A 19,621-nucleotide genomic window follows, 5' to 3' on the forward strand; every position below is an offset into this window, starting at 1 on the left:
TGAAATGTTCTACAACGCCATCAGCCATTTATGGTTGCCGGTAACGGTGCTGGCGATGTTGTCGATGGCGGGCATTACGCGCCTTCTGCGTGCGTCGATGCTCGGCGAAATGAACAAAGAATATGTGATTCTGGCGCGCTCGAAAGGCGCGGGCAGGGTACGTGTATTGCTGTGTCACGTTTTCCCGAATGTGCTCGGCACGCTGATCACCGTGCTGACGCTTTCCTACGCCAGTTTGCTGGAAGGGGCGGTTCTGACGGAAACGGTATTTGCCTGGCCGGGCGTTGGACGTTATCTGACCACCGCGCTGTTCGCCGCGGATACTCCGGCAATTCTTGGCGCTACGCTGCTGATCGGCACCTGTTTTGTGCTGCTTAATGCGCTGGCTGACGCCCTTACTTATCTGCTCGATCCGCGGACCCGGTAGTTTCTATGACTCAAATGATCCCTGAACAACCCACGCAGGTTGAGGCTGAAGCCGAAACATCCGTCTGGAAACCGGCCCGGCGCATCACCACGTTTTCCGTGGGGCTGGTGCTGGTCGCTATTCTGGTACTGACCGCGCTGCTCGCACCATGGCTGGCGCCGTTTGACCCGAACATTCAACACATCGAACTGCGTCTGCTGCCACCATCGGAAACCCACTGGCTGGGCACCGACGGTTTTGGCCGTGATTTGCTCTCGCGTGTGGTATATGGCGCGCGCCCGACGCTGTTGCTGGTGTCACTGATCCTGGTACTGACCATTCCGGTTGGCCTGCTGATCGGTATCAGCGCCGGTTACATTGGCGGCTGGTATGAACGCATTGTGATGCGACTGACCGATATTGTGATGTCCTTGCCCAGTCTGGTCATGGCGCTGGCGCTGGTGGCGATCCTGGGCCCCGGTCTGATGAACGGTGCACTGGCTCTGGCTTTCACCAGCTGGCCGCCGTTTGCACGACAGGCGAGGGCCGAGACACTGGCACTTCGCCGCAGCGATTATCTGGCGGCCGCACGGATGCAGGGCATCGGCGGGTTGCGACTGATGTTCGGCCACATTTTGCCGCTGTGCCTGCCCAGCGCTGTGGTGCGCGCGGCGCTCAGCCTCGGCGGCATCATTCTGGCCTCTGCCGGTCTGGGCTTTCTCGGCATGGGCATTCAGCCACCGACGGCTGAATGGGGCTCGATGGTTGCCGAAGGCAGCAAAGTCATTTTCGATCAGTGGTGGGTCGCCGCTGCACCGGGCGGGGCGATTCTTTTCGCCAGCCTGGCTTTCAATCTGCTGGGCGATGGCCTGCGTGACAAAATGGATCCACGACATGGCAACTGACTTTTTACATAAAGACAAATCAAATAGCGACAAGCTGGTCGCGAAAGATATGACCATTTACCTGCCGGGTGAACGTCCGCTGGAACTGGTGAAATCCCTGTCATTCAGTGTCGGACAGGAACGTGTGGCGCTGGTCGGCGAGTCCGGATCCGGCAAATCCCTGACTGCCCGCGCGCTGATGGGGTTGCTGCCACATCCGTGCAAGCTGCGCGCGTCACAGCTGACGCTGGGTGATAACGATCTGACCACACTCAAAGAACGTGAGTGGAGCACGCTTCGCGGTAACCGCGTATCGATGGTCATGCAGGATCCGAAACATGCGCTGAATCCGACGCAGAAAATCGGCAAACAGGTGGAAGAACCGCTGCGTTTGCACACCCGTCTTGGCCGCAAGGAGCGTCAGGAAAAGGTCACCGAGATGCTGAATGCGGTCGGTCTGCCGAATCCGGCTTTTCTGCAACAGCAGTATCCGCATCAACTTTCCGGCGGGATGGGGCAGCGCGTGATGCTGGCGATTGCACTGATCAACGACCCGCAATGGCTGATTGCCGACGAACCCACTTCCGCGCTGGATTTCGACATGCGTGAGCAGGTTCTGGGGCTGATTGAGCGTTTAGTCGAACAGCGAAATATGGGGCTGATCCTCATCAGTCACGACCTGCAACAGGTCGCCCGCTATTGTGAACGTGTGCTGGTGATGTACAAAGGCGAACTGCTCGATGAGCTTGCAGCCGATCAGCTGGCGAACGCTACACATCCTTATACGCATACACTCTGGTCATGCCGTCCGAGCAAATTTACCCACGGTGAACGCCTGCCGGTGCTGGATCGCGCGCTGCTGGCCTCTTTAAAACAGGAGCCGCGCCATGAGTGAGATTATTGCTGAACTGCATCAGCTGAGCGTGTCGCATCGTCAGGGTTACGAAACCCGCACGGTGGTACATAACGTCAACCTGACTATCAACAAAGGCGAATGCTTCGGGCTGGTCGGGCCGTCCGGTTGCGGTAAATCCTCGCTGCTGTGGGTGCTGGCGGGCCTCAACGGACACTGGGACGGCAGCCTGACGTTGCTTGATCATCAGGTGAAACCCGGTAAACCTTTTACCGGTAGCCTGCGCCGCGACGTGCAGATGGTTTTTCAGGACCCTTATGCCTCGCTGCACCCGAAACACAAGCTGCTGCGCACGCTGGCAGAGCCGCTGAAAATCCTCAAAGAACAGGATATTGAACAGAAAATTGCCGAAGGTTTTCGCCAGGTCGGGCTGGATCCGGCGCTGATGAACCGTTATCCGCATCAGCTTTCCGGTGGCCAGCGTCAGCGCGTGGCAATTGTCCGCGCACTCCTGCTTAAACCGAAACTGCTGCTGCTTGATGAACCGACGTCTGCCCTCGATATGTCTGTACAGGCGGAAATTCTCAATTTACTCAACGACCTGAAAGCCAGCAGCGACCTGACCATGATTCTGGTCAGCCACGATGCGGATGTGATTGACCATATGTGTGATCGTGCGGTGCATATGGCGAAGGGTTACGTCTTGACGTAGTCCTTCCCCTTCGCGGGGGAGGGAGCTGGAAAATGCTTAATCTAATTTATTAAATAACAAAGCTTTATTTCATTGTTCGGGCCTTGCCGCTGCACCTCTACACTCGGAAAAACTGTCTTTTCACCTGTGGAGATCGACCTCAATGAAAGTACGTGTTCCTTCCCTGTTATTTCTGCTCATGATGGCGGCAACCCGTGTGGATGCGGCGACACCTGCGGATACGCTGGTGGTAGCCGGTTCGCTCGAAGGTATTATCAGCCTGGATCCGGCGGAGAGTTTTGAAACCGTCAGTTCCGGCAATCTGGTTAACCTGTATCAGCAGCTGGTGGTTTCAAACCGTCAGCATCCCGATCAACTCGACCCGGACGCCGCCGCCAGCTGGCAGCCAGGGCCCGACGCGCACAGCCTGATTTTCACCCTTAAGCCGGGGCAGACGTTTGCCAGCGGCAATCCGCTGACCGCTGACGACGTGATTTATTCCTTTAGTCGCGTGGTCAAACTCAATAAAAGCCCGTCGTTTATTCTCGGCGAACTGGGCTGGACACCAGAAAATGTCGACGGCAATCTGAAAAAACTGTCGGACGATAAAGTGCAACTGAGCTGGCCTGCGGATATCGGCAGTGGTCTGGTGCTGAGCATTTTATCCGCGCCGGTGGCAGGCATTGTTGACAGCAAGCTGTTGAAAGAACATGTCGATCAGAACGATTTCGGCAACAGCTGGCTGCGTTCACGTTCAGCAGGCAGCGGTGCCTTTGAAGTGCGTAACTATGTGCCTCACGAAGCGCTAATCTTCAAACGTAACCCGAATGCCAAACCGCTGGCGAAGCTGGAAAACGTACTCTTTAAAAATGTCGGTGATCCTTCTACCCGCCGTCTGCTGGTACTTAATGGTGATGCTGACGTGGCATACGATTTAGGCGCGGATCAGTTCAGCTCGCTGCAAAAAGAAAAGGGTGTACATGTCGCCCAGTTCCCGGCGGCGAAAGTGTTCTATCTGGCGTTTAACGTCGGCGATACCACCCAACCGGCGCTGGCTAATCCCGCACTCTGGGAGGCTGCCCGCTGGCTGGTAGATTACCAGGGTATTTCAACCGATCTGCTCAAAGGCCAGTACGGCATTCATCAGACTTTCCTGCCGGACGGTTTAGCCGGTGCCATTGACGATCAGCCGTTCAAATACGACGTCGCGAAAGCCAAAGCCATTCTCAACAAAGGCGGCATTGCACCGGGGACTAAAATCGATTTAATCGTGATTAACCAGCCACCTTATTCCGATATCGCGCAGGCGTTGCAGGCCAGCTTTGCCAAAGCCGATATCAATTTAGTGGTGCATCCGTTGGTGGAAAGCGATGTGCTGACCCGCATGCGCGCGCATAAATTCCAGTCGATCTTCACTTACTGGGGTGCGGATTACCTCGACCCGAACACCAACGCCAGTACCTTTGCCTATAACGTGCCGAACGGGCCGAAAACACTGGCACAGCGTATTCAGTGGGTGATCCCGGAAATCAGCAAACAAACCCGCGCAGCGGCGGCGGAATCTGACCCGACCAAACGCAAGGCGCTGTATGCAGATTTGCAGCGTGAATTGCAGAAAAACTCACCCTTTGTGGTGGCGTTGCAAAGCAAGTTGCTGGTGGCCATCCGCGATAACGTGAAAGGTGCGAGCCAGAATGTGGCGGGGAGCCAGTTGTATCTGGATACGGTGAGTAAGGAATAAGAGGGGTTTCATCGTCCCTTATTCTCAAGTCATGACCCCGGGCCACAGGTCTCGGGGTCGCTCCTGTCAGCAGGTTCCTGAACGCGCCATTGAGGCTTGTCTGCTGCGGAGTTTTCATGACTTTTTCATAAAATCTTTCAGATGGGCGACTTTGTTAATGTCATCCATCAGGCGCGGGTTATTGCGCACTTCCCAAATATCGACATTGGTTTGCAGGTTTAACCAAAACTCGACAGAGGTCTCAAATGTCTTTGCCAGCCGGAAGGCAATATCAACGGTCAGTTTGCGGTTGTTATTCACCAGCGCGCTGATGGTATTGCGGTGAACATTCAGCATGTCGGCGAGATCGTTGATCCGCAGGCCTGCAGGCTCGAGAAATTCGTAAAGTAAAATATCACCAACGGTAGCGGGTTTACGTGTGGTCACAGCCATACGATGTTCCTTCTGGTATGTCTTCATTAACATCAAAGCGAATATGCTCATAATTACCGGTAACTCCTGTAACCGTGGGGATCTAAATACAGGCCATGTGCTTTTCCTTCCCGCCAGTAAAAAATCAGACGGTACTGCTCATTCACCCTGATCGATGAAAATCCCTTTAACGGGGGGGCCAGATCTTCATAGCGATTGCCCGGGGGCCAGAGTAAATCGCGATAATCCATTGCGGCATTGATCATATCCAGCTTCCTTTCCAGAGCAGTTGCCAGCGTCCAGGGTATTTTGCGATGGGGAGTGGCGAAGTGGAAAAAGTCTTCCAGCCATTGATCGCGGAAACTGCTTATCCTGAGCATATCGTTCATGAGATGAACCCATCCTGATTTTTAAGGTGGGGCACCGAAGCCTTGTTGCACTGTGCTTCGGTGCATAAATTAACAGAGTCTTTTGCCGTTGTATAGGGATTGTTCTCCCGGGAACGAACGTGACTTTAATGCTTCATGCATTTAGCGAAAGCGGTTGTTTAGGATTTTGCAGGATGTTTTCCAGAGAATTTGCATCGTCCGACAGAGGGGACGGCATAAGTGCGGCAAAGCGCGCAGAATGTTTACGCTGCATTGGCGGCGTAGTGACCGCACTTTATCAGCGTGGCGGCGGAACAGGCGGGGGACAACAATTTTCGATTTTAAGCCACGCCCCGGGTTGCGTCGGGCTGATGAGCATGATAATGATTTCCATCGGTATTCTGCCTGTCACTGTTTTCGACCACTGAGATCTTATGAGCCTGAAAGCTTTCAACCCTGACGTCCTGCAAAAGAGTGATCTGATTAACCTGCTGATCGCCATTCCCGCCGGGATTATTGCCGCGCTGGTGACAATCGCTTTTCGCGGGGCGATTTCGGGCATTAACGGCCTGATGTTCACCGATGGCAGCGACATCACCAAAGCTTTCAATGAATATCCCAAAATTGTCTGGCCGCTGATCACCACAGCCGGCGGCGTCATTGCCGGTTTTATCCTGATCCTGGCGCTGCGCTACGAAAACAAGCACGGCAAAATGCCGGATTATCTGGATGTTATCGATCAGCGTCTGCCGGGCATTCCGGTGGTCAGTACCGTGCTGCGCGGGCTGTCGTCGCTAGCCAGTATTGCCAGCGGTGGTTCAATCGGTCGCGAAGGGGCAATGGTGCAGTTATCCGCGCTGAGCGGCAGTCTGCTCGGGCGTTTTTCGCGTTTCAAAGGTGTACATCAGTCAGATATTATCGCCATGGCCGCCGCGGGCGGACTGGCGGCGGTGTATCACGCCCCGTTTGCCGGCGCGCTGTTTGTGGCGGAAATCGCCTTTGGTGTGACCGCAGTTCAGCGACTGATCCCGTTGTTTATCTCGGCGTCGGTCGCGGTGCTTACTGTCCGTTCTCTGACCGATTACGCGCCACTGTATCTGTATTCTTCCGCCTCTTTCAGCCCGTCTTTCGGCGCGATTTTCACTGTGCTGATTATCGGCATGGCGACGGGGATTCTCGGGCCGCTATTCATCTCATCAATCGATAAAGTCCGTCAGTGGATGAAACCCATCTCGCATCCCGCGCTGCGCCTGGGGCTCGGCGGGCTGGGCGTCGGGTTGATCGCGATGATGTCGCCGCTGGTGCTGGGTAACGGTTTTGAGGTGATTGATTTAATCCTCAATAACGGCGATTTGCAGACGTCGTTACTGGTGCTGCTGATCCTGAAAATTGTCGCCACAGCGATCACCATCGGGTCCGGTGCGGTCGGCGGGTTGTTTACGCCGTCGTTACTGATTGGTGCGGCAGGCGGGGCGCTGGTGTGTACTTTCCTGCAATGGCTGGGATTCGATCCCGGTCCGGTCGGGTTATATGCCGCGATCGGCATGAGCGCATTGCTGGCGGCGACCAGTCATGCGCCGCTGATGTCGATCATGATGGCGTTTGAAATGACCCTCAACAGTTCGCTGCTGTTCCCGCTGATGCTGGCGACGGCGATTTCTTATGTCGTGGCCTCACGCCTGAAAGTCGGTGGCACGTATCCGGTGCTGACACGTCATAACGCCCGGTTCGCGGCGAAAAATGCCTTTGAATACAGTACGGTGGCGTCACTGATTTCGCCATGTTCGAAAATGTATGTTGATGCCTCGCTGTCTGAAGTGGTCAGCGAAGGGCTGAAACAGCGCACGCGATATGTGTACGTGGTGGACAGGGAGGAGCGTTTTCTCGGCGTAGTGCCGACCAATGTGGTGGCAGCAGGGCTTATCGATGGCAGCGTGAAATCCGGCAGCCCGATTGGCCCGTTTATCGAGCAGGAATTCACGACGATTTTCCAGCAGGCCAGTTACGAACAGGCGTGGGCGATGTTCAGCAATTCGCCGCTTGAACGTTTACCGGTGCTGGAAAACGCTGAATCCCGCCGTCTGCTGGGGGTGATCACCAAAGCCTCGCTGCTGAATAAAGCCAAAGATTTCCTGTAGTTGTTGTGCGGTTCGCGGCCTTCAGCCGTCGTCGCGATGCCTTAATGCATACCAGCCCGCCAGCAGGGTAAACACGCCGACAATCATCACCAGCAAAATAAAACCGTGATGATTGCTGGCAAGCGGAATGCCCCCGACGTTCATGCCAAAGAAACCGGCCACAATATTGATCGGCAGCGCCAGCACGGTGATCACGGTCAGCACATACAGCGTGCGGTTGCTTTGCTCCATCTGGCGTGAGGTGATTTCTTCCTGCAATAACCGGATGCGTTCGGTCAGCGCGATAAGGTCATTGAGCACCACAGAAAATTCCTCGGCAAACTGCCGTAAATCCTGGACCACAGCGGGGGCTATCCAGGTAGGAGGGCGGTTCAGCAGGCGGAAAAGTGCAGTCGGTTCCGGTGCCAGTAAACGCTGAAACCGCAGCAACATCCGGCGCAGACGCCCCAGATCGGCGCGGTTCTTTTTCACGTGATGGCTCAGGAGTCGCTCTTCGATGGTGTCCACGTACTGATTGGCCCGACGCACAATGTGTTCCAGTAAATCTTCCTGTTCTTCTAAAAGATGCACCAGCAGCGCGGTGGGCGTGCTGATGTTCAGGTGCTCCAGTCGTTTGAATAATTGCTCGATCAGCCTGACCGGTTTATGGCGTGCCGTGACCACCAGTTGCTGATGGCAACTGAGCCACAGCGTCGAAGCTTCATCACTGGTTTCATCCGGGCGAAAAATCACATCGTTGAGCACCGCCAGCAGCGTGTCATCGAGCCGTTCAATGCGCGTGCTGCGCGAGCCTTCGCGGATTTCCTCGAAAAACACCTCACCGACGCCAAAATGCTTTTTCAGCCATTTTTCTGACATGGCATGATTGAGATTGACGTGGATCCAGACGAATCCTTTGTCGTGGCAAATCTGCTGCCAGGCTTCCTGAACCTGTTGTGAAGAAACACGTTCGGCAGAGCGGTTTGGACGAAAAACGAAGCCGTAAATCATTCCGGTGACTTCATCGTTGAAATTGAGTACGGCGGGTTTTTCTGTCGGCATGTCGGATTTCTGGTGACCAAAGCAGGTGGCACCATTACGCCAGACATCGGCGTAAATACAATAACCTCCCGTCTAATTTCACAATACTGTCACATTCAAACAGCCTTACCCCCAATTTTCCGTCAGATGACGTCACTCCCGCCTTTTTGCTTTCTTTCCGAAATTATGACCAATAAATCATAAAGTTAACCCTGTTTAAATTTGTACCTCTTTGGGAGTATCTGGCGTTATGTAAATAAATACATGACGCGAAGGCGTTGATCGCAATCAAGTAGACGGCTCCCGCGCGTGCATACCCTGAGCCCATATTGAGCAATGTAGTTGTATTCCCCGCCATTCACATAATGACAAAGCGCAAATAAGCCTTTGCACAGGAGAGTTCCGGATGAGCAAGTTTCTTGACCGGTTTCGCTATTTCAAACAGCTAGCTGAACCTTTTGCTGACGGCCACGGCCAGACGCTGAATACCAATCGCGACTGGGAAGACGGTTACCGCAGCCGCTGGCAGCATGACAAAGTGGTCCGTTCCACGCATGGTGTGAACTGCACCGGTTCATGTAGCTGGAAGATTTACGTCAAAAATGGTCTGGTGACCTGGGAAACTCAGCAAACTGATTATCCGCGCACCCGTCCGGACTTGCCAAACCACGAGCCGCGCGGCTGTCCGCGTGGTGCCAGTTATTCCTGGTATCTCTACAGTGCTAACCGCCTGAAATATCCGCTGATGCGCAAAAAGCTGATCCAGTTATGGCGCGAGGCCAAACTGAATTACAGCGATCCGGTCGATGCCTGGGGCTCGATTGTGAATCAACCGGAAAAAGCCAAAGAATACAAAGCGGCCCGTGGTCGCGGTGGTTTTGTGCGTTCAAGCTGGCAGGAAGTGAATGAGCTGATTGCCGCTTCCAACGTGTATACCGCCAAAACCTTCGGCCCGGACCGTATTATCGGTTTCTCGCCAATTCCGGCGATGTCGATGGTGTCTTACGCTTCCGGCGCGCGTTATCTTTCTTTGATCGGCGGCGTTTGTCTGAGTTTCTACGACTGGTATTGCGATTTGCCACCGGCTTCTCCGCAGACGTGGGGCGAGCAGACGGATGTCCCTGAATCCGCTGACTGGTACAACTCTTCGTATATTATCGCCTGGGGTTCCAACGTTCCGCAGACCCGTACGCCGGATGCCCACTTCTTTACCGAAGTGCGTTACAAAGGCACCAAAACCGTCGCGATTACGCCGGATTACGCTGAAATCGCCAAGATTTGTGACCAGTGGCTGGCACCGAAACAAGGTACCGACAGCGCGCTGGCGCTGGCAATGGGCCATGTGATCCTCAAATCCTTCCACATCGACAATCCAAGTCAGTATTTCACTGACTACGTGCGCCGCTACACCGATATGCCGATGCTGGTGATGCTTGAACCGCGTGAAGACGGTTCTTATGCTGCAGGCCGTATGTTGCGTGCCTCTGATCTGGTGGACAATTTGGGTCAGGAAAATAACCCGCAGTGGAAAACCATCGCCTTCGACGAAAACACCGGCGAACTGGTCTCGCCGTTAGGTTCGATCGGTTACCGCTGGGGTGAAAAAGGCAAGTGGAATCTGGAATCCCGCGAGGGGCAAGACGGTAAAGACGTCAGCCTGAAGCTGAGCCTGCTTGATGATCATGATGAGGTCGTGAATGTTGGCTATCCGTATTTTGGCGGCGCGGTCAGTGAGCATTTCAACAGCGTGGCGCTGGATGAAATTCTGATGCACAAATTGCCGGTCAAACGCCTGCAACTGGCAGATGGCAGTACCGGTCTGGTGGCCAGTGTTTACGACCTGACACTGGCGAACTACGGCATTGAACGCGGTCTGAATGACGAAAACTGCGCGCAAGGCTACGACGAAATCAAAGCCTACACGCCAGCCTGGGCAGAAAAAATCACGGGTGTTTCTCAGCAGAACATCGAGCGCATCGCGCACGAATTTGCCGATAACGCCAACAAAACCCATGGCCGTTCGATGATTATCGTCGGTGCCGGGATGAACCACTGGTATCACCTCGACATGAACTACCGCGGCCTGATCAACATGCTGATCTTCTGCGGTTGCGTCGGTCAGAGCGGTGGCGGCTGGGCACACTATGTCGGGCAGGAAAAACTGCGTCCGCAAACCGGCTGGCAGCCGCTGGCGTTTGGTCTGGACTGGCAGCGTCCGCCGCGCCAGATGAACAGCACCTCGTTCTTCTACAACCATTCCAGCCAGTGGCGTTACGAAACCGTCGCGCCGCAGGAGTTGTTGTCGCCGCTGGCGGATAAATCCAAATTCACGGGCAGCATGATCGACTACAACGTGCGCGCCGAGCGTATGGGCTGGCTGCCGTCTGCGCCGCAGCTCAACGTTAACCCGTTGCACATTGCACAACAGGCAAAGGCCGCCGGTTTATCGCCAGCAGATTTTACCGTGGCAGCCCTGAAAGACGGCAGCGTGCGTTTCGCGGCTGAACAGCCGGACAATCCGCAAAACTTCCCGCGCAACCTGTTCGTCTGGCGCTCCAACCTGCTGGGTTCTTCCGGTAAAGGCCACGAGTACATGCTGAAGTATCTGCTGGGCACCGAACACGGTATTCAGGGTGATGATTTAGGCATTCAGGGCGGCGTGATGCCGGAAGAAGTCGAATGGCAGGCGCAGGGCGGCGAAGGCAAACTGGATCTGGTGGTGACGCTTGATTTCCGTATGTCCAGCACCTGTCTGTATTCCGACATCGTGCTGCCAACCGCCACCTGGTACGAAAAAGACGACATGAATACCTCGGATATGCATCCGTTTATTCATCCGCTGTCCGCGGCTGTTGATCCGGCCTGGGATTCAAAAAGTGACTGGGAAATCTACAAAGGTATCGCCAAAGAATTCTCCCGCGTATGCGTCGGCCATCTGGGTGTCGAAACCGATATGGTGACGTTGCCTATCCAGCATGATTCCGCCGCTGAACTGGCGCAGCCGTTTGGTGTGGAAGACTGGAAAAAAGGCGAATGTGAGCTGATCCCGGGGCGCACCGCCCCGCATCTGATGGCCGTTGAACGTGATTATCCGAACACCTATGAGCGTTTCACTTCCGTCGGTCCGTTGCTGGAAAAACTCGGTAACGGCGGTAAAGGCATTAGCTGGAATACCGACAGCGAAGTCGATTTGCTGAAAAAACTGAACTACACCAAAGCGGATGGCGCGGCGAAAGGCCAGCCGATGATCAACACCGCGATTGATGCAGCCGAAGTCATCCTGACGCTGGCACCGGAAACCAACGGTCAGGTGGCGGTGAAAGCCTGGGCAGCGCTGAGCCAGAATACCGGCCGCGACCACACGCATCTGGCGCTGAATAAAGAAGACGAGAAAATCCGCTTCCGCGATATTCAGGCGCAGCCGCGCAAAATTATCTCCAGCCCGACATGGTCTGGTCTGGAAGATGAACACGTTTCTTACAACGCCTGTTACACCAACGTGCACGAGTTGATTCCCTGGCGCACGCTGTCCGGCCGTCAGCAGATTTATCAGGATCACGCGTGGATGCGCGCCTTCGGTGAAAGCCTGCTGGTGTACCGTCCGCCAATCGACACCCGCGCGGCGCAACCGTTGCTGAATGCGAAGCCGAATGGTAATCCGGAAATGGCACTGAACTTCCTGACGCCGCACCAGAAATGGGGTATTCACTCCACCTACAGCGACAACCTGCTGATGCTGACCTTAGGTCGCGGCGGTCCGATTGTCTGGCTGAGTGAAGACGATGCGAAACAGTTAGGTATCGAGGACAACGACTGGATCGAAGCGTTTAACGCCAACGGCTCACTGAGCGCCCGTGCGGTGGTCAGCCAGCGTGTACCGGCGGGGATGACCATGATGTATCACGCGCAGGAACGCATCGTGAATATTCCGGGATCCGAAATCAGCCAGCAGCGCGGTGGTATTCACAATTCCGTCACCCGCGTTTGCCCGAAACCGACCCATATGATCGGCGGTTATGCGCAACTGGCCTACGGCTTCAACTACTACGGCACGGTCGGTTCTAACCGCGATGAATTTGTGATTGTGCGCAAAATGAACCGCATCGACTGGTTAGACGATGAAGGCAATGACTACGTGCAGGACGCCGTGCAACAGGAGAAAGCCAAATGAAAATTCGTTCACAAGTCGGCATGGTGCTGAATCTCGACAAATGCATTGGCTGCCACACCTGTTCCGTAACCTGTAAAAACGTCTGGACCAGTCGCGAAGGGATGGAATACGCGTGGTTCAATAACGTGGAAACCAAACCGGGTCTGGGTTATCCGCACGACTGGGAAAACCAGGAAAAATGGAAGGGCGGCTGGATCCGCAAAATCAACGGCAAACTGCAGCCGCGCATGGGCAATAAAGCCAACCTGTTGCATAAAATCTTTGCCAACCCGCATATGCCGGAAATCGATGATTATTACGAGCCGTTTGATTTTGATTATCAGCATCTGCATACCGCGAAAGACGGTAAACATCAGCCGGTGGCGCGTCCGCGTTCGCTGCTGACCGGCAAACGCATGAAGAAAATTACCGGCGGCCCGAACTGGGAAGACGATCTGGGCACTGAGTTCAGCAAACGTTCTGCCGATCAGAACTTCGCCAACATGCAGAAAGAGATGTACGGCGAGTTCGAAAACACCTTTATGGCCTACCTGCCACGTCTGTGCGAACACTGTCTGAATCCGGCGTGTGTGGCGACCTGTCCGAGCGGGGCGATCTACAAACGTGGCGAAGACGGCATCGTACTGATCGACCAGGACAAATGCCGTGGCTGGCGCATGTGCCTGACCGGTTGCCCGTACAAAAAAATCTATTTCAACTGGAAAAGCGGCAAGTCAGAAAAATGTATTTTCTGTTATCCGCGCATCGAAGCGGGCCAGCCAACGGTATGTTCCGAAACCTGCGTCGGCCGCATCCGCTATCTCGGCGTGGTGTTGTATGACGCCGACCGTATCGGCGAAGCCGCGTCGGTTGAAAACGAGAAAGACCTGTACGAAAGCCAGATGAGTATCTTCCTCGATCCGAACGATCCTGAAGTGATGGCGCAGGCCGAAAAAGACGGTATTCCTCTGTCGGTAATGGACGCCGCGCGTCAGTCGCCGGTCTACAAAATGGCGATCGAATGGAAGCTGGCGCTGCCGCTGCATCCTGAATACCGCACGCTGCCGATGGTCTGGTACGTGCCGCCGCTGTCTCCGATTCAGTCTGCCGCCGATGCCGGTGCTTTACCGCACAGCGGCGTGCTGCCGGACGTCGAAAGCCTGCGTATTCCGGTGGAATATCTGGCGAACCTGCTGACCGCAGGGGACACCGCACCGGTGCTGCGCGCCCTGAAACGTATGCTGGCGATGCGTCATTTCAAACGTGCTGAAACGGTTGATGGCGTAACGGACACCAGCGCGCTGGAACAGGTCGGATTGTCTGCGGCACAGGCGGAAGAAATGTACCGCTATCTGGCGATTGCCAACTACGAAGATCGTTTCGTGGTGCCATCCAGCCATCGTGAACAGGCGCGTGAAGCCTTCCCGGAAGCCAAAGGTTGTGGTTTCAGCTTCGGCGACGGCTGCCACGGCAGCGACAGCAAATTCAACCTGTTCAACAGTAAACGCATCGATGCCATCGACATCGGCGCGAAAACCGAAAGGAACCGCTGATGAACAGTTTACGACTGACAGGCTTACTGCTTGATTACCCGTCCGAAGAGTTGTGGCAACACCAGCCGGAACTGCTGGAAGCGGTGGCAGATTCCCCGGAACTGACTCAGGAGCAGCGTCTTGATCTGGCGCTGTATATCACGGCGTTCTGTAAGCAGGATTTGCTGGATGCACAATCGGCGTATACCGGTTTGTTCGATCGTGGTCGCGCCACCTCGCTGCTGTTGTTTGAACATGTGCACGGCGAATCCCGTGACCGTGGTCAGGCGATGGTCGATCTGATGGGGCAATACCGTGAAGCCGGGCTGGAAATCGACAGCCGCGAGCTGCCGGATTACCTGCCACTGTATCTGGAATACCTGACCACGCGTGATGAAAATCAGGCGCGGGAAGGGCTGCGTGATATCGCACCGATTCTGGCGTTACTCAGCGCCCGTATGCAGGCGCGGGACAGTCATTACGCTGAATTGTTTGATCTGCTGCTGGCGCTGTCTGGCAGTGATATCGCGACCGAAACGGTGCGCGAAGGTATCAGACAGGAAGCCCGTGATGACACACCCGCCGCGCTGGATGCGGTATGGGAAGAGGAGCAAATCAAGTTCCTCGGCGAGCAAAGTTGTGCGTCGGGCGATGAGACTGCGCACCAGAAACGCTTCGCTGGTGCGGTCGCACCACAGTATCTGAACCTTGATGAAATGCCTGCGGGGGAACCACGCAAATGACCGACTTCCTCAACAACTTCTTTTTCAATATCTATCCCTACCTGTGCGGCACGGTATTTCTGGTCGGCAGCTGGTTGCGTTACGACTATGGCCAGTACAGCTGGCGCGCCGGTTCCAGCCAGTTGCTGGAGAAAAAAACGCTGCGTATTGCCTCGCCTTTGTTCCACGTCGGTATTCTCGGCATTTTCGCAGGACATGCCTTCGGTATGCTGACGCCGCACTGGATGTATGAATCCTTTCTGCCGGTGCCGGTGAAACAGCAGATGGCAATGTGGGCGGGGGGTGCCTGTGGCCTGATGACCCTGATCGGCGGCGGCATGCTGGTGTGGCGTCGTCTGAGCAACGAGCGCGTGCGGGCGACCTCCAGTTTTGGTGACATCATGATCATCATTCTGCTGGTGGTTCAATGTGCCCTCGGGCTGAGTACCATTCCGTTCTCCGCGCAGCATATGGACGGCAGTGAAATGATGAAACTGGTCGGCTGGGCGCAGTCCGTGGTGACCTTCCGTGGCGGTGCGGCAGCGCATCTGGATGGCGTGGCGTTTATCTTCCGCGTGCATCTGGTGCTGGGGATGACGCTATTCCTGTTGTTCCCGTTCTGCCGCCTGGTGCATATCTGGAGCGCGCCGGTGGAATATCTCACCCGCCGTTATCAGCTGGTGCGTAATCGTCGCTGATTGACCTGCATGATTGTGATCTGGCAATTTTGACATAAAAACGAAGGGCGCTATTATGCGCCCTTATCTTTATTTTATTGCTCAAGGACGCATCTGATGGCCACCCCAAGACAACCTATGACCGTAGCCCGCCGTTTACTTCGCAACAGCCTGATCTTACTGGTTATCGGCATTGTTGCCACTATCCACGGTTTAGTGGTCGGCAGCCCTGAAACTCCGCCAGGAGAAATGGCACCGCAACTGATGCTCGGCATCTGGTTTATCTTTATCGGCTGCGTGATGGCGCTGATCAGCTGGTTAGTTATCCGTAACAAAAAGAAAAAAGGCGAACTCTGATCTTTCGCTCCATACCGCATCAGCGCTCATCAGGGCGCTTTTTTTATCTCTGGTGTGCCGGAAACCTGCGTTGCATCAACATCTGCTGCTCAGTTTTCACGCAATTTATGCTTTCAGTCGTCTTACAGCTAATAAAAATCCTAATCAACGTTGGCCAGGAAAAATAACATGACCAGAACGGTATACCTTAACGGGGAGTTTGTTGCCGAGCATGACGCGAAGGTGTCGGTATTTGATCGCGGTTTCTTATTTGCTGATGCCGTCTATGAAGTCAGCGCCGTACTGAATGGCCGTCTGCTCGACAACGCGGCACATCTGGCGCGGCTTGCACGTTCCTGTCAGGCGCTGAATCTGCGTCTGCCTTGCGCGCTCAGCGATATTGAGACCCTGCAAAAGCGTCTGATTGCTGAAAACCATCTGGTGGAAGGGGCGGTGTATCTGCAAATCAGCCGCGGCAACAGCGGTGACCGTGATTTTGATTTCCCCGGCGAAAGCGTAACGCCAACTTTTCTGATGTTTACCCAGGCGCGGCCGCTGATAGATCACCCCAAATCGAAAAGCGGTATTCGCATGGTCTCCGTTGAGGATATCCGCTGGCAGCGTCGTGACATCAAAACCGTGGGTCTGCTGGCTCCGTGTCTGGCGAAAGAGTATGCCCATCAGCATAATGCCGATGACGCCTTACTGATCGAAAACGGCCTGATCACCGAAGCCAGTTCCAGCAATGCCTGGATCGTAGATGCTGATGGCACGCTGATCACCCGCCCGCTGAGCACGCACATTCTGCATGGCATCACCCGTCAGGCGCTGCTGGAACTGGCGAAGCATCATGATATTCGCTTCGAGGAACGTCCGTTCACGCTCGATGAAGCACATAATGCGCGGGAGATCTTTATCAGCTCGGCAACGACCTTTATCTGGCCGGTGATCGCACTGGACGGTAAGCCGGTCGGGGACGGAAAACCAGGTGCCGTCGCCGCAAAATTGCGGGCGATTTATGTGCAAATGGCGGTGGAAGCGACGAGCCGGTAATTAACGTCAACGGAAGACGGCTCCTCCCCCTGCGAAGGAGGAGGATGGGAGGGAGTATGACGGTTGTCGCTGTGTACAGACGCGAACGTTTTTAACCTGGAAATAATCTCTCATCGCTTATTTATTTTAATGATAAAAATGACGCCATCATTTATTGAAAATGATTTACCGGTTGATTGCGCCGTTTCTCTCTTGTGACTAATTTTTTGAAGGCAGGGGCAATGGAATAATGCCCACCTTCGGAATTCATCACAGGAGAGGCATTTTGAAATCAATCATTAAATTCAGCGTCGCGATGTTTATTGTCGTGATGACAATGACCGCGTGTTCCACACATCAGTACGACCTGACGTTAGATAATCAAATTACCGAATTCGAAATTAAAGCTGACCGGCAATTTGTGACCTGGACTGCGCAGGCAATGGCTGACAATACGCAACCCGCCGTGCCGGTGGTTGCCTGCCAGGCTGCGGCCGTGGCGGCAGGGCAAACACTTTCACTGATTTCTCCCCTTTCTGAACCCGACAGTCAGTTCTTCAATTCCGCGGAAACCGATCTGGCGTTGATTGAATCCCGCACCAAAGCCTTAAATAACAATCCTGCGATTGATCAGCAGATATTCGGCCTGAGAAATATCTTCTATCAGATCAAATATAAAAAGCAGCATTGTTCGCAACAGGATTCTCCGGCGTATATCGCTATTCAGCGTAAACAGGTTTCCGTGATTATGCAGTCAATGCTGACGTATGAGCGGGTATTAAAAAATGGCTCAGGCACATCGCAAAAATAATAAAGGTGAACAGGATGAGTGATATTTTTGATTTAAGAGACCGCTCAATCAATGCGGCAAAAGCTTCACTGGGCGCAAACTGGAATACGGTGGCAAGCAGTGCCGTCCCGCAGATTGAAGCCTTACTTCAGCTGACATGGGAGATTGAAAAGGGCAAAGGCAGTTTCCGTTCGGGGGAGTATGAATCTTTGCTGGCGACTCAAAAATCCACTTTCGTGGCGGTGCTGACCACCTATGAAGCGATCAGCGCAGAGATAGCCTGGCAGGCGCTGAATGCGGTCTTTGACGTGATTTTGAGCGGCGTGCGCAACGTCCTGTAAAAACGATCTTGCGGCGGGCGAGTCTAAAATTATCTTTATCGATAACCATTTTCATTTAGACTGACGGACTTGCCCGCCTCCGGGTCGTTTCTATGAGGATGTCTGATGCTCCGCCGTTTCTTCTCTTATTACGCGCCCTATAAAAAACTGTTCTTCCTCGACTTCGGGTGCGCCATTCTGGCCGGATTGCTGGAACTGGGCTTTCCGATGGCGATCAAAACCTTCATCGATAAGTTGCTGCCCGCACACGACTGGGTGCTGATTATCGGCGCGACGGTCGGTCTGTTGCTGATTTATCTGTTCAATACTGCGCTGATGGCGATCGTTAACTACTGGGGGCATGCACTGGGCGTCGGGATTGAAACCGACATGCGTCGCGAAGCGTTCAGCCATCTGCAGAAACTGTCATTCCGTTATTACGACAATACCAAAACCGGTCACATCATTACCCATGTCACCAAGGATCTGGAGGAAGTGGGCGAAGTGGCACACCACGGGCCGGAGGATGTATTTATCGCGGTGATGACCTTTATCGGCGCGTTCATTCTGATGGCGACGGTGCATGTCCAGCTGGCGCTGATGACCATCATTATTGTGCCCGCGATGACCTGGATGGTCAGCCGCTACGGTGCGCAGATGACTGAAACCTGGCGGCGCCTGTTCGGCCAGGTGGGTAATTTTAACGCACGTATAGAAGAAAGCATCGGCGGCATTCGTGTGGTGAAAGCCTTCGCTAACGAAGCGCATGAGCAAAAACTGTTTGCTTCTGACAACGATAATTACCGCACGACGAAACTGAAAGCCTATCAGATCATGACTGCCAGCCTGACGCTGAGCTATCTGAGTACGCGTCTGGTTCAGTTGATCGTGATGGTCGCCGGAACCTGGTACGTGATTAATGATCAGCTGACTTACGGCGGATTCGTGGGGTTCCTGCTGCTGGTGGAAGTGTTTTTCCGTCCGGTGGCAAAAATCAGTTCGGTACTGGAAAGCTATCCGAAAGGGATTGCTGGTTTCAAACGCTTCACGCAGCTTATTGATACCGCGCCGGATATCACGGACCGGCCGGGCGCTCAGGTGGTCAGCCATCTGCGCGGCGATATTCATTATGACAACGTGGTGTTCGGCTATACGTCAGTCAGCAAGATTCTCAATGGCATCACGCTTTCTATTAATGCCGGAGAAACACTGGCATTCGTCGGGCCTTCCGGTGCGGGAAAAACCACCTTGTGTTCGCTGCTGCCCCGTTTTTATGAGCTGGACAGCGGCAGTATCACCATCGATGGCATTGATATCCGCGACATGACGCAGACCTCGTTGCGTCATAACATCGGCATCGTGCAGCAGGATGTGTTCCTGTTTGGCGGGACGATCCGCGAGAACATTGCGTACGGTAAGCTCGGTGCCAGCGAAGCAGAAATCCGCCTGGCTGCCAGCCGCGCACGCCTTGATGACGTCATTGACGCACTGCCGCTGGGCATGGACACGGTGATTGGCGAGCGGGGCGTGAAGCTTTCCGGCGGGCAGAA

Annotated in this window: 19 protein-coding genes; 16 read left to right on the forward strand and 3 right to left on the reverse strand. The window is 54.5% G+C overall.

The window, feature by feature from the left end:
- The 5 genes from UC14_RS23230 to UC14_RS23250 all read left to right on the forward strand — a co-directional run.
- Positions 1–427 (forward strand): ABC transporter permease (locus UC14_RS23230; protein ID WP_157962148.1); only part of this gene is annotated, 427 nt, incomplete at its 5' end.
- Positions 428–432: 5 nt separating this feature from the next.
- Positions 433–1,311, forward strand: a complete 879-nt coding sequence (locus UC14_RS23235) for an ABC transporter permease (protein WP_013575758.1) — start codon at positions 433–435, stop codon at positions 1,309–1,311.
- Between the two features lie 49 nt (positions 1,312–1,360).
- Positions 1,361–2,185: an ABC transporter ATP-binding protein gene (locus UC14_RS23240; RefSeq protein WP_223509804.1), complete on the forward strand. Its 825-nt coding sequence runs from the start codon at positions 1,361–1,363 to the stop codon at positions 2,183–2,185.
- Complete coding sequence (locus UC14_RS23245) at positions 2,178–2,855, forward strand: ABC transporter ATP-binding protein (protein WP_015690031.1); 678 nt, start codon at positions 2,178–2,180, stop codon at positions 2,853–2,855. The genes UC14_RS23240 and UC14_RS23245 overlap by 8 nt, the downstream gene beginning before the upstream one ends.
- A 142-nt stretch (positions 2,856–2,997) precedes the next feature.
- Positions 2,998–4,575, forward strand: a complete 1,578-nt coding sequence (locus UC14_RS23250) for an ABC transporter substrate-binding protein (protein ID WP_112198522.1) — start codon at positions 2,998–3,000, stop codon at positions 4,573–4,575.
- Positions 4,576–4,689: 114 nt separating this feature from the next.
- On the opposite strand, the gene UC14_RS23255 is transcribed toward UC14_RS23250, so the two are convergent.
- Positions 4,690–5,007, reverse strand: coding sequence for a HigA family addiction module antitoxin (locus tag UC14_RS23255; protein WP_015690029.1), 318 nt, complete (start codon positions 5,005–5,007; stop codon positions 4,690–4,692).
- A gap of 53 nt (positions 5,008–5,060) precedes the next feature.
- Positions 5,061–5,375, reverse strand: a complete 315-nt coding sequence (locus UC14_RS23260; protein ID WP_013575753.1) for a type II toxin-antitoxin system RelE/ParE family toxin — start codon at positions 5,373–5,375, stop codon at positions 5,061–5,063.
- A gap of 173 nt (positions 5,376–5,548) precedes the next feature.
- On the opposite strand from UC14_RS23260, the gene UC14_RS26800 reads away from it, so the two are divergent.
- Positions 5,549–5,782, forward strand: coding sequence for a hypothetical protein (locus UC14_RS26800; RefSeq protein ID WP_013575752.1), 234 nt, complete (start codon positions 5,549–5,551; stop codon positions 5,780–5,782).
- A gap of 6 nt (positions 5,783–5,788) precedes the next feature.
- A complete protein-coding gene (locus UC14_RS23265) occupies positions 5,789–7,492 on the forward strand; it encodes a chloride channel protein (protein ID WP_013575751.1) in 1,704 nt (567 codons plus the stop codon).
- A 21-nt stretch (positions 7,493–7,513) separates the two neighbouring features.
- On the opposite strand, the gene UC14_RS23270 is transcribed toward UC14_RS23265, so the two are convergent.
- A complete protein-coding gene (locus UC14_RS23270) occupies positions 7,514–8,533 on the reverse strand; it encodes a transporter (protein ID WP_112198523.1) in 1,020 nt (339 codons plus the stop codon).
- A 385-nt stretch (positions 8,534–8,918) separates the two neighbouring features.
- On the opposite strand from UC14_RS23270, the gene UC14_RS23275 reads away from it, so the two are divergent.
- The 9 genes from UC14_RS23275 to UC14_RS23315 form a co-directional block, all read left to right on the forward strand.
- Positions 8,919–12,683 carry a nitrate reductase subunit alpha gene (locus UC14_RS23275; RefSeq protein ID WP_112152550.1) on the forward strand — a complete coding sequence of 1,255 codons (3,765 nt, stop codon included), beginning with the start codon at positions 8,919–8,921 and terminating at the stop codon, positions 12,681–12,683.
- A complete protein-coding gene (narH, locus tag UC14_RS23280) occupies positions 12,680–14,215 on the forward strand; it encodes a nitrate reductase subunit beta (RefSeq protein ID WP_037034411.1) in 1,536 nt (511 codons plus the stop codon). Before UC14_RS23275 ends, narH begins: the two co-directional genes overlap by 4 nt.
- Positions 14,215–14,937 carry a nitrate reductase molybdenum cofactor assembly chaperone gene (narJ, locus tag UC14_RS23285; RefSeq protein ID WP_112198524.1) on the forward strand — a complete coding sequence of 241 codons (723 nt, stop codon included), beginning with the start codon at positions 14,215–14,217 and terminating at the stop codon, positions 14,935–14,937. The genes narH and narJ overlap by 1 nt, the downstream gene beginning before the upstream one ends.
- Entirely contained in the window at positions 14,934–15,614 is a 681-nt protein-coding gene (gene narI, locus UC14_RS23290) for a respiratory nitrate reductase subunit gamma (RefSeq protein WP_013575746.1), read from the forward strand. Before narJ ends, narI begins: the two co-directional genes overlap by 4 nt.
- 96 nt (positions 15,615–15,710) lie before the next feature.
- Complete coding sequence (locus UC14_RS23295) at positions 15,711–15,950, forward strand: hypothetical protein (protein ID WP_013575745.1); 240 nt, start codon at positions 15,711–15,713, stop codon at positions 15,948–15,950.
- 168 nt (positions 15,951–16,118) lie between these two features.
- On the forward strand, positions 16,119–16,982 hold the full coding sequence (locus UC14_RS23300) for a D-amino-acid transaminase (RefSeq protein WP_112198525.1): 864 nt from the start codon (positions 16,119–16,121) through the stop codon (positions 16,980–16,982).
- A 265-nt stretch (positions 16,983–17,247) separates the two neighbouring features.
- A complete protein-coding gene (locus tag UC14_RS23305; RefSeq protein ID WP_232829727.1) occupies positions 17,248–17,772 on the forward strand; it encodes a hypothetical protein in 525 nt (174 codons plus the stop codon).
- 14 nt (positions 17,773–17,786) lie between these two features.
- Complete coding sequence (locus tag UC14_RS23310) at positions 17,787–18,092, forward strand: hypothetical protein (RefSeq protein ID WP_112198526.1); 306 nt, start codon at positions 17,787–17,789, stop codon at positions 18,090–18,092.
- 105 nt (positions 18,093–18,197) lie between these two features.
- On the forward strand, positions 18,198–19,621 hold a 1,424-nt coding region (locus UC14_RS23315; protein ID WP_112198527.1), incomplete at its 3' end, for an ABC transporter ATP-binding protein.

Origin of the sequence: Rahnella sp. NRRL B-41462 (assembly GCF_003263525.1) — a bacterium.
In the GTDB taxonomy this organism is placed as follows: domain Bacteria; phylum Pseudomonadota; class Gammaproteobacteria; order Enterobacterales; family Enterobacteriaceae; genus Rahnella; species Rahnella aceris.

What these genes read in the sequence shown, in the direction of transcription:
- UC14_RS23240 (WP_223509804.1), top strand. Translation starts at nt 1,361, where the DNA reads ATGACCATTTACCTGCCGGGTGAACGTCCGCTGGAACTGGTGAAATCC.
- UC14_RS23310 (WP_112198526.1), top strand. Translation starts at nt 17,787, where the DNA reads ATGAGTGATATTTTTGATTTAAGAGACCGCTCAATCAATGCGGCAAAA.
- UC14_RS23235 (WP_013575758.1), top strand. Translation starts at nt 433, where the DNA reads ATGACTCAAATGATCCCTGAACAACCCACGCAGGTTGAGGCTGAAGCC.
- UC14_RS23265 (WP_013575751.1), top strand. Translation starts at nt 5,789, where the DNA reads ATGAGCCTGAAAGCTTTCAACCCTGACGTCCTGCAAAAGAGTGATCTG.
- UC14_RS23300 (WP_112198525.1), top strand. Translation starts at nt 16,119, where the DNA reads ATGACCAGAACGGTATACCTTAACGGGGAGTTTGTTGCCGAGCATGAC.
- narH (WP_037034411.1), top strand. Translation starts at nt 12,680, where the DNA reads ATGAAAATTCGTTCACAAGTCGGCATGGTGCTGAATCTCGACAAATGC.
- UC14_RS23295 (WP_013575745.1), top strand. Translation starts at nt 15,711, where the DNA reads ATGGCCACCCCAAGACAACCTATGACCGTAGCCCGCCGTTTACTTCGC.
- UC14_RS23270 (WP_112198523.1), bottom strand. Translation starts at nt 8,533, where the DNA reads ATGCCGACAGAAAAACCCGCCGTACTCAATTTCAACGATGAAGTCACC.
- UC14_RS23255 (WP_015690029.1), bottom strand. Translation starts at nt 5,007, where the DNA reads ATGGCTGTGACCACACGTAAACCCGCTACCGTTGGTGATATTTTACTT.
- narJ (WP_112198524.1), top strand. Translation starts at nt 14,215, where the DNA reads ATGAACAGTTTACGACTGACAGGCTTACTGCTTGATTACCCGTCCGAA.
- UC14_RS23245 (WP_015690031.1), top strand. Translation starts at nt 2,178, where the DNA reads ATGAGTGAGATTATTGCTGAACTGCATCAGCTGAGCGTGTCGCATCGT.
- UC14_RS23275 (WP_112152550.1), top strand. Translation starts at nt 8,919, where the DNA reads ATGAGCAAGTTTCTTGACCGGTTTCGCTATTTCAAACAGCTAGCTGAA.
- narI (WP_013575746.1), top strand. Translation starts at nt 14,934, where the DNA reads ATGACCGACTTCCTCAACAACTTCTTTTTCAATATCTATCCCTACCTG.
- UC14_RS23260 (WP_013575753.1), bottom strand. Translation starts at nt 5,375, where the DNA reads ATGAACGATATGCTCAGGATAAGCAGTTTCCGCGATCAATGGCTGGAA.
- UC14_RS26800 (WP_013575752.1), top strand. Translation starts at nt 5,549, where the DNA reads ATGTTTTCCAGAGAATTTGCATCGTCCGACAGAGGGGACGGCATAAGT.
- UC14_RS23250 (WP_112198522.1), top strand. Translation starts at nt 2,998, where the DNA reads ATGAAAGTACGTGTTCCTTCCCTGTTATTTCTGCTCATGATGGCGGCA.